This window comes from Xanthomonas hortorum (assembly GCF_024339125.1).
Lineage (GTDB): Bacteria > Pseudomonadota > Gammaproteobacteria > Xanthomonadales > Xanthomonadaceae > Xanthomonas > Xanthomonas hortorum.
In genome coordinates this window covers 368395-382180 of the sequence record NZ_CP101417.1, presented here as the reverse complement: position 1 = coordinate 382180, position 13786 = coordinate 368395, and the positions used below count along the sequence as shown (strand labels likewise).

General features: G+C 62.9%; 7 protein-coding genes. 2 read left to right on the top strand and 5 right to left on the bottom strand.

What is annotated here, in order from left to right:
* Positions 1-27: 27 nt before the first annotated feature.
* The 5 genes from NMB96_RS01540 to NMB96_RS01520 form a co-directional block, all read right to left on the bottom strand.
* Positions 28-1917, bottom strand: coding sequence for an ABC transporter ATP-binding protein (locus NMB96_RS01540; protein WP_255086035.1), 1890 nt, complete (start codon positions 1915-1917; stop codon positions 28-30).
* A 4-nt stretch (positions 1918-1921) separates the two neighbouring features.
* On the bottom strand, positions 1922-4795 hold the full coding sequence (locus tag NMB96_RS01535) for a type 2 lanthipeptide synthetase LanM family protein (RefSeq protein ID WP_255086034.1): 2874 nt from the start codon (positions 4793-4795) through the stop codon (positions 1922-1924).
* Between the two features lie 6 nt (positions 4796-4801).
* The gene (locus NMB96_RS01530) at positions 4802-4987 is read right to left on the bottom strand and encodes a DUF6229 family protein (protein WP_255086033.1); all 186 of its coding nucleotides are present in this window, start codon (positions 4985-4987) and stop codon (positions 4802-4804) included.
* Between the two features lie 199 nt (positions 4988-5186).
* Entirely contained in the window at positions 5187-6422 is a 1236-nt protein-coding gene (locus tag NMB96_RS01525) for a multifunctional CCA addition/repair protein (RefSeq protein ID WP_255086032.1), read from the bottom strand.
* A gap of 609 nt (positions 6423-7031) precedes the next feature.
* Complete coding sequence (locus NMB96_RS01520) at positions 7032-9005, bottom strand: transglycosylase SLT domain-containing protein (protein ID WP_255086031.1); 1974 nt, start codon at positions 9003-9005, stop codon at positions 7032-7034.
* 269 nt (positions 9006-9274) lie between these two features.
* Between NMB96_RS01520 and NMB96_RS01515 the strand changes: the two genes are divergently transcribed.
* Positions 9275-12154, top strand: a complete 2880-nt coding sequence (locus NMB96_RS01515; RefSeq protein WP_023905102.1) for a TonB-dependent receptor — start codon at positions 9275-9277, stop codon at positions 12152-12154.
* 851 nt (positions 12155-13005) lie between these two features.
* Positions 13006-13769 (top strand): IS5 family transposase gene (locus tag NMB96_RS01510; RefSeq protein WP_095574585.1). Its coding sequence is split into 2 segments (ribosomal slippage): positions 13006-13321 and positions 13321-13769, totalling 765 coding nucleotides; the frame shifts between segments, so codons are not numbered across the junction.
* The last annotated feature ends 17 nt before the right edge of the window (positions 13770-13786 follow it).

The window sequence follows — 13786 nt, the reverse complement described above, 5'->3', positions numbered from 1 at the left end:
GCGGCTGCTGCAACGTAGCTGCTCCGGTCATTCCTGGCGCTGTTGACCATCGGCTTCGTGTTGTCGCGCCTGCAAGCGATACAGCTCCGCATAGGCGCCGCCGTGTTGCATCAGTTCTACGTGCGTGCCTTGCTCGATCAACCGGCCTTTTTGCAGAAAGAAGATCTGGTCCACTTCGCGTACGCTCGCAAGGCGATGCGTGATGAGCACGACCGTGCGATCGCGCCCGAGCTCGCGCAACGATTCGAAGACGGCGTGTTCGGCCTTGGCGTCGAGCGGAGCGGTGGGTTCGTCCCAGATCACCAGCGGTGCATCGCGAAAGATGCCTCGCGCCACTGCAAGCCGTTGCCATTGACCACCGGAGAGATCGTGACCGCCCACGAATTCACGCGACAACAGGCAATCCCAGCCGCCAGGTAATCCCTCGATCACCGCAGTTGCCTGTGCGCGCTCAGCGGCACGCTGCAGCTGCTCGTCCGAGGGGTCATGACGCTCGGGCTGACCGAGCCGGAGATTGTCGCGCGCGCTGCCTGGCCAGCGCAGCGGATGCTGCTGCACGATGCTCACGCGCTCACGCAATACCTGTGTTTGAAACTGGCGTAAATCGATACTGCCCCAGTAAATCGCACCGATGCTGGGCCGGTAGAGCCCCGCAATCAGTTTGGCCAGGGTGGTCTTGCCCGAGCCGTTTTCACCGACCAGTGCAATCGTCTGACCTGCCTCGATGCGTAAGCTGATGCCCTGTAGCGCGATGCGTTCGGTCATGCCTGGGTAGCAAAAGCCGACATCGTCCAGCACAATCTCGCCCGCCTGCGCGGGCGGGAGCTTGTCGCCACCTGCCGCAACCTGGGTTGCTGCCAATGCCAGAAAATCGTGATAGTCGGCAATGTAGAGCGCGCGCTCGGAGATCTCATGCAGCATGCGCAAGCATTGCGCGAATGCACTGGTGGTGATCTGGATGGCGATCACTGCAGTGCCGGCTAGAGCCAGGTTCAACCAGCCGGTCTGCAACATCGCGGCAAGACCGGCAAAGGTAAGCAATAGGCCGAGCATCGAGAGCAGGCGGCCACGCGTCATTGTTCGGGCTTCGACGGTGGCCTGGTCGATCAGATGCTCCTGCAGTGGAATCGCGCTGCGCCGGTATTGGCCAAGCACGTAGTTCTGCGCCTGGCAGGCACGGATTTCTGCGGCTGCATCGCGCGAGGTGGCAAGTTCGGCGATCATCCGTGCATGCCGGGTCAACGCGATGGTCTTGTCCATGCCGGCATAGTGCAGCCGTGCGGCGGCAAGCGCCGCCCAGCCTTCGGGGATAAAGGCGACCAGCAAGGCGAGCAACAGCAGCGGATGCAGCCACAGCAACGCGAGCGATGCGGCCATCACCGCCAGCAGCGCCGACAGCGTTTCGGACAGGCAAACCGCAACGCGCTCGATGTGCAATGCGCCGCGGTCGCGCGCGCGCTGCATACGATCGAAGAAGTGCGGGTCGTCGAATGCAGCCAGATCGATGGACAGGCTGGCGGCCAGGATCTGGTCGTCGGCCAGATGCCTTACCTTCGGTACCAAGCGCGCTTGCGCGGACAGGCCCGCGGCGCGTGCAGCAACACGCAGCAACTGCGCGACCAGCAGCAACGACACGCTGGGAAGCAACTGCGCGATCAACGTGGACGCGGTGACGCCGGAGAGCAGTACGCCCAACACCTGCCTGAGCAACAGCAATCCCCAGACCGCTGCCGCTGCCGCCAGCAGTTGGCTCGCGACCAGTACGCGGGTCGCGGCCGGCGCGGCGCGTCGGGCGATGCTCACGACCGGCCGGATTGCGCTGACCAGCTTGACCATGATTGCGCCCAGGCCCTGTGCGGAAGCGTCGCTTGCGATACGCCAGTACGGGTTCTGGATCTGTGCAGGTTGCTCTGCCATGGCGTTACAAACCTAGTCCTCCCTGCACCAGAATCGATGGGATCCGATGTTGCGGATGCGTCCTGAGCAATTGATAAGCAATGCCGCCCAACCCCGGCATCAAGCCGGGCGACAAGGTGTCGCGCAGCAGACCGCAGCATGCGCCGTGATCTTCGATACTGGTCAGCACGCTGTCCAGCAGATCTGTAGGTGCGTTGCCGTGCATCTCTGGTTGCAGGCGCGCTGCGGTGTCGAACAACTCCCATGCACTCAAGTCGCCATGACAGGCGCAGTGATTCCATCCAAGCCCTTGGCGGGCAGTTGCGTCAACGGCGATCCGTAGGACCTGGCTGGTGCGCGGATGGGTTAGTTGTGGATCCAGGTCTGCATGCGCCAGACCGATGCCGACTGCGCCATGGCACCAGGCCGCTGCGGTCGGGTTGCCGGCCAGCATGCGCAGATCGCGCCAATTGTCATACGTGGGGTCGTAGAGCGTGTCCTCGAAGGCGAAGGCGGCTTCCGCACAACCCGCATGCAGCGAGCTTTCCGTCACCCGCGCCAGTTTGGTCAATGCCCAGCCGATCCCTGTCACGCCGTGGGCAAAGCCTCCAATGCCGTCGGGCCAACGGGTATGCGTCCAATGCATCGTGTCGCCATTGCGCGTGCCCGCCTGGCAGATACGATTGCCGATCACCGTGGCGGTCTCCAGATGACGTTGCTCGCCGGTGCGTTTGGCCAGCGCAATCAGCGGCACGATCGCACCGGCGCAACCGGCCAGCACATCGAACACCTGGTCGGCCTGCGCGGCATCGGGAAATTCCTGCGTCAGCGCTGCAGCATGTTCCAACACAGCATCAATGCCGAAATCGGCAAGCACCAGATATGCCCACAGCTGCGATCCCAGTCCGATATAACCGCCAGGCGGCAGTGGGCGGAAACGGATTCCATCGCGGATGAGTCGACGTCGCTTGGCATCGCCCATTGCCAAGGTGGTGACACAGGCCTGCAGGCAGTGATCGATGCCATCCACCGGATCGGCCCGCCCTTCGGCGGATTCGCGCCGGTAGGCCGCTAGCAGCAGCGCCATGCCAGCAACGCCGTTATACATATCCGGCCCGAGCGGTTGCACCGACCAGCCATTGGCGGCCAGCACCGGTGCCAGCCACGCGATGCTGCCGTCCTTGCCCACGACTGCATGCTCAACCAATCGACGCATCAGTGCGGAAAGCTGTTGCCTGCGCCGCTGCTCGATGTTGCCGCGTCGCGGCACCACTGGCAGCAACGAGCGATCTTCCGGCATCCAGCCGTCGTTGACGAACGCGCTGATCAGCGAGGCGTGGATGACTTCACGCTCGAGCGCGAAATCGGCGTTGCGCCAATCCGCTAGCGCGGCGGCGATCAGGTTGTCGGCAATCTTCCAGTGAGTTTTTCCTGGACCTTTCAGGCAGCCATCGTCGGTAATGGCGGAAAAATATGGGATGTCGCCAGCCAGCAGGTCGTCGATCTCCGCATGCAGAATGGCGGGGTCGTGCGGCACCGATCCCACGTTGTCGGCCATGCGCAGCATCAAGTCATACGCGCGTTGGCGTGCCTGCGCCGGATTATGCAGCGACACCGGGTGCCAGAGCATGCGGCCGATTTCGGCGTAGGTTTCGGTTGGCCTCGCAACGAAGCGCACCACGCAGCCGGCGAACTGTTCCAGGCGTGGACTTAATCCATCGCGCGCGTCCAACTGCTGCAGCACTTGCGTCATTTCGCCGAAGCCGCTCAGCACATCGGGCCAATAGCGCGCCAGTTCGGGGCGTGCATCCGGATGGTTCTGTGCGTTCGGCATTCCGCGCGCCATGCCCATCCCGATGCGCGCCTGATCGGTTCCCGCATCGATCACAGCAGGCTGCGGCACGTCCGGCTGCTGGCCGGGCAACGATCCCAGCGCCGAATGATCGACCCCGCGCCATCCAAGCCCGGTGGCACGTCCGGGCAGCAGTCCGATGTTGGCGACCGTGCCTGCGATCGTGGCAGCCACCAGATCCGTCGCATCGCCAAGCCCTGACGGAGGAGCAGGAAGATGCGGAGTGAACAGCGTCTCGCAGTCGATCACCGTTGGCGAGGAGCCATGCGCAATAAGGTTGCCCGCGTGCAGATCGGTGCCGGCCAGTAGCCGCATGACCGCCAACCAATGACCGATGCCGCGATAGAAATCCTGCTGCCCGGCCGGCGTGCCGGCATGTTGATGTGCGACGAACTCAACCCACCCATAAGCGCCGTGATCGATGGCACGAGGAACGCGCATGCTGGTAGGCAGAGCCTCCGCGAGCATGCCGACAAATGTTGCCAATGCCAGATCGATCGCGACCGATCTTGGTTTGTATACCAACTGGCCGCCAGTACAGCGCACCAGCGCCACGTTTTGGCCGCCACAATGGCTATCGCCAGCTCCGAACGCCAGTTCCAGAAGGACGCCGGGCGCCGTGAGCAGCAAGGTCGTCAACGTGTTTCGATCGCTACACCAGCGCTGCGCGAACATTGCCGCTGCAGTACACCGGTGTGCAATCAGGGTATCGATACGTTCGATCAGGCCAGGATAATGCGGGGCCAGTGATTGCCAGTAATCTGACGCGCAGGTGAGTTGCTGAAACTCCAGCCAGCGCTGTTCTGCGGTATCGCCATCGAGTTTGTCGTTGACTCGCGCAGCATTGAGTTCCAATAACAGAAGTCGGGTGAGCTTGCCATGCAGCGCTGCCAGCAACGTATCGCGCGTTGCTTGGAGGATGACATCGCGTTCGCTGTGTTCAAGCGAGGCCATCTCGCTGAGCTGGACTGCCAGTTTCTCGATCGGTGACGAAATCAGGCAGCCCAGCGACGTGCCGAAGTCACCGCCATGCTGGCCGGAGACCATGCCGCCTCAACAACACTGGAACGTGGCTGACCCCGTACAAATGGTGCCGCACTGCTCGGTCACCGCAGCCGCCTCGCAGCCGATGTCTGCCTCTGCATACGCGCCGCTTACGAACAACGGACCGGCAGGATTGTCATCGCCGGCATGACTGCGCCAATACTCCACCAGATCGTTCCGACTCTCTTCGCTCATGAGCAGATCCTTTGTCTTGAATTGAGGTGCGACGGTTGTGGTGCGGCAGGCTGAAAAAATTGGCACGAACATCGAGCCCATTTATCACCGAGAGGATGCGCGTGCAGATGCTGCCGCGTCTTGATCCTAGCGGTGTGATGGTTTGAAAACTGATACTTACGTCCGCAAATAACCGACGTGGGTAGCGGCCCCAGCCGCCTTAGTTGCGGCCGAGCACGCGCGCTGCCGCAATCGCAGCAATCCGTGCCTTCGCCAATGCCTCACCGATCTGCGGGCCTTGCAAACCTTCTGCAGCCAGGTCGCGTGCGTTGATGGCGAGCGCAGCAGCATGCAAGCGCTTGAGTTCTTCGCCCTGCGGATAGGCTGCGTCTTCGCTGCCCAGCCGGCCACGCTTGTCGGCTTCGCAGACCAGGGCAAGCTGTGCGATGCGCTCGGGGCGGCGGAAGGCATCGCAACGCACCAGCAGTTCGTGCACGGTGCGGTCGCGCAGTTCGGGCAGGCGATGCACGTTCAAGTGTTCGCGGCAGGCGGTGACGGCAAGCTGGCGATAGTCCTGCGGCACCTTGAGGCGTTCGCACAGGGCTTGCAGCGGGGCGACGCCGCGTTGCTCGTGCATGATGTGGCGTGGCCATTCGTCGGGTGGTGTGAGTGCTTTGCCCAGATCGTGGGTGAGCGCGGCAAAGCCCACCAGCGCATCGCCCGGCGCCAGTCGCGCGGCCATGTCGCTGACCATTTCCTGGTGGATGCCTGTATCCACTTCAGGATGAAACTCGGCGCGTTGCGGTACGCCGTACAGCGCGTCGATTTCCGGCAGGATGACGCGCAGCGCATCGGTGTCGTGCAGGGTGCGCAAAAATGCGGAGGGCTGTGCGCTTGCCAGTACGCGACGCAACTCCTGCCACACCCGTTCGGGCACCAGGCTGTCGAGTTCGCCGCTGGCGGCCATCTCGCGCATCAATGCAGCGGTCTCTGGCGCGATAGTGAAACCCAACGGTGCCAGTCGCGCCATGAAGCGCGCTGCGCGCAAGACGCGCACGGGATCTTCGACGAACGCCGGGCCTACATGACGCAGCACGCGTGCTTGCAGATCGCGCGCGCCGCCGTAGGGATCGAATAGCTCGCCAGTGTCTTCGTCGCGCGCGATCGCATTGATGGTGAAGTCGCGGCGCAGCAGGTCTTCTTCGAGCGTCACCGACGGGTCGGCATCCACCACGAAGCCACGATAGCCGCGCCCGGACTTGCGCTCGGTACGCGCCAACGCATATTCCTCACCGCTACGCGGATGCAGAAATACCGGGAAATCTTTCCCCACCGGTTTGAAGCCCAGGCTTTCCATCTGCGCCTGATCGGCACCGACCACGACCCAGTCGCGGTCGCCAGCAGGCTGGCCAAGCAGGGCATCGCGGACTGCGCCGCCAACGAGATAGATCTTCATCGCTACATGATGCCCGATGCGGTGCGCGAGTCGAAACAACGCGAACTGATTGTGGTTGGCGTCTGGCTAGGCTTGGGTGGCCAAGTGATGCCAACACGTAAATCTCAGCGTATCGCAGCGGTTGGTCGGTGCGGATAGATCAGTCGTAGAGCGGAGAGCGCTGATCTTTTGATTGGCTGCAGGGCCCTTGCCCGCCCACCGTCGCGGGACACGCCGCAAGTACGTCCGTGTAGGCTCTTACGCGGCATCCATGCCGCGTAAGGTCCCGCGACGGTGGGCGGGCAAGGACCAGTGGAGATGGTCGGTGTGCGAGGTGCAAGCAATGCATGAAATGTGCCGTCTAGTTAACGGCGCGCCCAATCAGCTTCCCAAGACAAGCGGAGAAACAAGCGGGCTTTCAATAAAGCAACCTGCAAACTTCCTGGTGCGGTGTCCTCGCCGATTGCGGGACCGTGTGGCGGCATGGATGCCGCCACCGAGCCTACATGGACGTACTTGCGGCGTGTCCCGCGAGCGGCGAGGGCACCGCGCGCTCGATCGACTCAGCTTTTGACTGCACCCAAGCACAACTACCTCATACGGCAGCCGTGCTCGTCGGCTAACTGGAGCTCAGTCCTGCGCCGCGTTGTTGGCTGTCTGGCCCGGCGTGCACACCGGCTTCAAGCGCTTGTCCACCAGTTTGCCCATCAGCCGGTCGCTCAACGGCAGCATGTCGCCGTTGAGTTGCCAGTCGTAGATCACGCTGAAGGCCAGCACGCGCGCCACGTACTCGCGGGTTTCCTTGTAGCTGATGGTTTCGATCCAGAAATCCGGCTCGAAGTTGGGCCGCTGCGATTGCCAGCGCCCGGTCGGGCCGGGGCCGGCGTTGTAGGCGGCGATGGTGAGGTAGGGCAGGCCGTAGGTGTTGAGCAACTGACGCAAATAGGCGGTGCCGATGGCGATGTTGGTGTCCGGCTCGTACAGGCTGGTGGCACCTGCGTAACCGGGCAAGGCGATGCCCTTTGCCACGGCGGCGCCGGTGCCCGGCAATACCTGCATCAAGCCCATTGCGTTGGCAGGCGAGCGGGCGCGTGGATTGAAGATGCTTTCAGCACGAATTTCTGCCGCCACCCAGGCCGGGTCGATCGCGTTCTTGGCGGCTTCGCGGCGGATGCTGTCGTCGTGATGCAGCGGAAAGCGCAGCGAATACAGCCGTTGTTCGTCCGGCTGCTTGCCGAGCGCGAACACCGCGCGATCGAACCAACCGTTCTCGCTGGCCACTTGCACGGCCAGACGGCGTTGGGTGTCGTCGAAGCGGGTGGCGGCATCGTTCCACTCGGCCACGGCCCAACCGGGGCGGTCGATCTGGAACAAGGCGATCGCGCGGATCAATGCCGGGTCACGCGCAACCGCGGCCTTGGCCTGCGGGTTGTCCTTGGGCTCCCACGGGCACAGCCGATATGGCTGCTGCAGACGATCGGCGGCCAGGAAGCCGTGGAAGGTCGGCGATTGCGCGGCCGCGCGATACAGCGGCTGTGCGGCCGCGGCAGCGCCGGTCTTCTCGGCCAGGCGCGCTTCGAAATACTGCCAGCGCGAATCGCTGCGCTGGGTGGCGGACATCTTGCGGATCGCCGCCAATGCAGCCGGCCAGTCGCCCCGCGACATCGCCTCACGCGCGCGCCATTCGTGCAGGCGTTCGTCGTACGAGGCATCGGGCACTGCGTTGAGGCGGCGCGCCGAATCCGGCAAGTACGAGGCCACTGTCCACAACGCGATCTGGTACAGCACCTGGCCGCGCTGCGCCTCGCTGAAGCCGAGCGCGGTAGCCAGTTGTGGCAACTGCTGCTCGGCCGCGTCCGGGTCGCTCTTGGCCAGCTTGGCCAACCCATCGACAGCGATGCCACGGCTGCGCTCGGTCTTGGGCCAACCCAGTGCACGCGGGTGGACCTTATCGAGAAAGGCGGCGTAATCGGTAGCCAGTGCCAGGTCAGCCGCCGGCAAGCCGCGCGCGGCGGTGCGCATCACCGCTGGCAGTTGTGCATCGGCCGCCGCTTCCACCCGCTCCCAGCGCAGCGCCGGAGTGAGCTCACCCCGCGACTCCAGCCCGGCGACCACCGGGTCGCAGGCATCGGGTAGGGCCTTGCCGTTACGCCACAACGTCAACGCATCGCGGCTCCATTGCGCATCGGCCTTGCCGGTGGCCTGACGCGCCGTGAGCTGTGCGCAGCGCAGGCCTAGGTTATCGGTGGATTTCCAGTTGGCCAGCAGCGTGGTCCAGTCCTGGCGCCGTGCCACCGCCGGCAGCCACGTGCTGCGGAAGCTCTCCGCCACCGGTTGGCCCGCATAGCGCTGCAGAAACCCTTGCGCCTGCGCATTGGAAACGGTGTCGATGCTGCGCTTGAGCGTGGCGAATTCCAGCCAGCCATACAGCGGATGGCGACTCAACACACTGAGTTGACCGGCATCGGACTGACCGCGCTCTGCAGCGGCGATGGCATCGCGCATGGCGGTGAGTTGCGGGTCCAGGCTTTGGGCATGCAGCGCAGTGCTGCCAAGGCACAGCAGGCCGACGAAAACAGTGGCAAGACGGGGGGCATAAGTCATTGCGCGATGATACCGAAGCACGCATGAGCGCTTGAGTGAATACGCGTTGCAGCGTTGCGAACGCACACATCTCAGCGTGCAGGCGTAGCGCGTGAGGGAACGCGTCATTGCACGCTCGCGTTCGTGCGCGTGCGATGGCAGCCATTGCGATCTGCTGCGCAGTGCTGCACTGCCAGCTTGCGGCGCGTTAAGGTTTCGTTTAAAAGTTGGGTCGGACCGCAGGGCACGGGGGCGTGCGGATACTCGAAATCCTTCTGGAGAGAGAACGGATGAAGCGTCTGATTGGCCCTCATCGGTCATGCCTGGCCGTGCAGTTGTCGTTGTGTCTGATTCCCACACTCGCCTGGGCGCAACAGCCTGAGGCCGCCCCGAGCACGCGCACGCTCGACAGCGTGCAGGTCACCGGCACGCGTATCAAAACCGCCGAACTGCAGGGCCAGGTGCCGATCCAGACGCTCAATCGCGCCGACATCGAACGCACCGGCCTGACTTCGATCGGCGAGGTGCTGCAGGAACTCACCGCGTCCGGCTCGGCGCTCAATGCCAAGTTCAACTCGTCCGGCAATTTCGGCTTTCCGCCCGATGGTGGCGGCGTGGGCGCAGGCTCGGCGCAGGTGGATCTGCGCCATCTCGGGTCCAAGCGCGTGCTGGTGCTGGTGGACGGCATTCGCTGGGTCAACGAATCTTCGGCCTCCGGCGTGGGGTCGTCGACCGATCTCAACACCATTCCGCTGGCGATCGTGGAGCGCATCGAAGTGCTCGAAGACGGGGCCTCGTCGCTGTACGGCTCGGACGCGATTGCCGGCGTGGTCAACATCATCACCCGGCGCAGCTTCGACGGTGCGCAGGTCACGCTCAACTATGGGCAATACGGCAAGGGCGATGGCGCCAACCAGGGCATGGACCTGGCCTGGGGCACCAGCGGCGAGGACTTCAGCCTGTTTCTGGGTGCCAGCTACGTCAAGCAGGATCCGATCTATGCACGCGATCGTGCGCAGGCACGCTTTCCGATTCCCGGCACCGGGCTGACCTTCGCCAGCTCGGCAACGCCGGATGGGCGCTTCCAATTCGTCGACCCCAACACCGGCGTGCGTCAGAACCTCACGCCCAATGCCGGCGTCGGCACGCCGCAATACGATGGCAGCGGCGGTTGTACACGCAGCGACGACTACCACTGTTTCGGTACTGCAGACCGCTACAACTTCGCCGAACAGAATCTGCTGCTGACACCCTCCGAGCGCAAGGGCGTGTTCGCGCAGTTCCGCTATTACTTCAACGACGATGTGCAGTGGTATGTCAAAGCATTGGGCAACCGGCGCGAGTCGACCAACCAGGCTGCACCCGAGCCGATCTTTCTCGGCCCCGATGCCGGCACCGGCAATCCGCTGGCTGACAACATCGTGATTTCGGCGCTGAATCCGTTCAATCCGTTCGGCTTCGAGTTGAACTCGGCCACCAACCTGATCCAGATCGGTCGCCGCCCGGTGGAAGGCGGGGCGCGTCGGTTCGAGCAGCAGGTCGACACGCAATACTTCGGCACCGGTCTGGTGGGCACCTTCGAAGGCGCGGCGCGCACGTGGTTCTGGGACGTCAACGGCATGTACAGCAAGAACAAGGCCGAGCAGACCAACTACGGTAGCTACAACCTGTTCAACATCAATCTGGGGTTGGGCGATCCGGCCGCCTGTGCGGCAGTGGCCGGCTGCGTGCCCTTGGATATCTTCAGCGGCGCCGGCAGCATCACGCCGGAGATGTTGCGCTGGATCCAGCCGGTGGTGCGCGACCGCAGCCAGAACGAATTGAGCCTGTTCACCGCCAACCTCAGCAGCGAGTTGTTCCAGTTGCCCGGCGGTGCGGTGTCGTTCGCCACCGGCTACGAGTACCGCAAGTACGAGGGTTCGTATCAGCCCGATCCGCTCACCGTGGCAGGCCGCTACAACGGCGTGCCGTCGTTGCCGACCTCGGGCAGCTACGACGTCAACGAAGCCTATCTCGAACTCAATATCCCGATCTTCGCCAACTCGTCGTTGGGCGACAAACTCGACTTGAATATTGCCGGGCGCTATTCGGATTACTCCACCTTCGGCGGCGAGTTCACGCCCAAGTACGGCCTGCGCTGGCAAGTCACCGACGAGCTGGTGTTGCGCACCAGTTATGCAGAAGGCTTCCGTGCGCCGACCATCGGCGAGTTGTTCGGTTCGGCGGCGCGTGCGGATTTGCAGTTGTCGGATCCGTGTTCGATCGGGTTGGGCGGCACCGCGCCGCGTGGCAGTGCTGCCAACTGCGCTGCGCTCGGTGCGCCGGTGGGCTATCAACAGGCCAATCAGCAGATCTCAGTCACCACGGGGGGCAACGAGCAGTTGGATCCTGAGCGCTCGCGCAGTTTCAGTGCCGGTTTCGTGTTCAGTCCGGGCTTTGCGAGCAATGCGAGCTGGTCGGATCGGCTCGATCTGGAGATGACGTTCTATCGCCATCATGTGGATGGGGCGATCCAGGCGATCAATGCGCAGACGCAGCTGGATCTGTGCGTGGATACGTTGGACGCGCTGTACTGCAACGGCATCACGCGTGCATCCACCGGGGGCATCAATGCATTCAACAATCGGTTGACCAATCTGGGTTCGATCAAGACCGACGGTTGGGATGTGGATCTGTTCTGGACGCTGCCGGAGAGCGCGTTCGGCCGTTTCAAATTGTCGTGGCAGAACACCTTCGTGGGCCGTTACGAGGCGCTCGGTGCGGCAGGGCAACGGCAGCCGCAGGGGCCAGGCATCGAGGTGGTGGATAGCGCGATTCCCGAGTGGACCAGCAACGCGGTGCTGGATTGGTCGCTAGGCAATTGGACGGCATCATGGGCGGCGCGCCACATTTCCAAACTCACCGAGCAATGCGGCGATGCGGTGGAGTTTGCGGTGTGTTCCGATCCTACCGTGGGCACCAATCGGCTGGATGCGATCACTTATCACGATGCGCAGGTGGGTTATCGCGTCGATTGGCTCAAGGGTCTGCAACTCACGGCCGGTTTGAACAACGTGTTCGACAAGGATCCGCCGCTGTGCCTGTCGTGCTCCCTCAACGGCTATGACGCGTCCACTTACGATATTCCCGGTGGGCGCTTCTGGTATGCGCGTGTGGATTTGAAGTTTTAGTCCATCAGGTCAGACGGTCGTAAAGCGGAGAGCGGCTGATCTGTGGCTTGGCTGTAGGGCCCTTGCCCGCCCACCATCGCGGGACACGCCGCAAGTACGTCCGTGTAGGCTCTTACGCGGCATCCATGCCGCGTAAGGTCCCGCGACGGTGGGCGGGCAAGGGCCAGTCGAGATGGTCGGTGTGCATGGCTTTCAGTAAAACAATCAGCACACTGTCTGGTGCGGTGTCCTCACCGATTGCGGGACCGTGTGGCGGCATGGATGCCGCCACCGAGCCTCCACGGACGGATTCACGGCGTGTCCCGCGAGCGGTGAGGGCACCGCGCCCTCGACGACCCAAGCTTTCGACTTGGGCTTTTGATACACCTAAGCTGCGCGACGAGTCGAAATTTCCGTCGTTTCGAAATGATCGGACAGTCTGGGTAGATCACGTGTGGAGCGGATGATCTGCGGCTTGGCTGCAGGGCCCTTGCCCGCCCACCATCGCGGGACACGCCGCAAGTACGTCCATGTAGGCTCTTACGCGGCATCCATGCCGCGTAAGGTCCCGCGACGGTGGGCGGGCAAGGACCAATCAAGTTGATAGGTGTGCATAGCTTTCAGCAAAGCAACCGGCAAACTGTCCGGTGCGGTGTCCTTACCGATTGCGGGACCGTGTGGCGGCATGGATGCCGCCACCGAGCCTACATGGACGTACTTGCGGCGTGTCCTGCGAGCGGTGAGGGCACCGCGCCCTCGACTACCTAGGTTTACGGCCGCAGCAGTTACCAGTTCACCTTGCGAGCAGGTTGAATCGCGGCCTTTACTAGGGCCTGTTAACACTAATGGCCCGAGCGATTAAACTATTGAGCATGGAGATCACGCCAGCACAATTTTCTCTGATCGAACACTGCCTGCCGGCGCAGCGCGGCAATGTCAGCATGACCAACCTGCAAGTGGTCAACGCCATCCTTTACGTTGCCGAGCATGGCTGCAAATGGCGCGGCCTACCCAAGCGCTTTGGCAACTGGCATACGGTCTACACACGCATGAACCGTTGGGCCAAGGCGGGTGTGCTGGACCGGATGTTCGCCCAATTGCAGAAGTCCCAGATCGTGCGCATCAAAATCGAAGCAGTCTCGCTGGACTCCACCAGCGTCAAGGTCCATCCCGATGGCACGGGTGCATTAAAAAAAACGGCCCGCAGGCCGTCGGCAAGTCCCGCGGTGGATGGAACACCAAGATTCATATGGTTGCCGCAGATGCTCGAACAGCCATCACCTTTGGATTGACGCCTGGCAACGTGCATGACGCACCTGCAGGCCGCGCGTTGCTTGAACACCTCGGGCCAGTGGAGCGGCCGATTCATTTGTTGATGGACCGTGCTTATGAAGGCAACGAAACCCGCCAGTTGGCGCTCGATCTTGGCTTCGTTCCGGTGGTTCCACCGAAATCCAATCGGGTCGAGCCTTGGGAATACAACCGGGAGATGTACAAGCGGCGCAACGAAGTAGAGAGACTGTTCCGTCGCTTGAAAGGCTACCGCCGGATTTTCTCGCGCTTCGAGAAGCTAGATGTCATGTTCCTTGGATTCCTCAGCTTCGTCCTAGTCGTTGATGGGCTTCGGATGTGTTAACAGGCCCTAAGTAAATA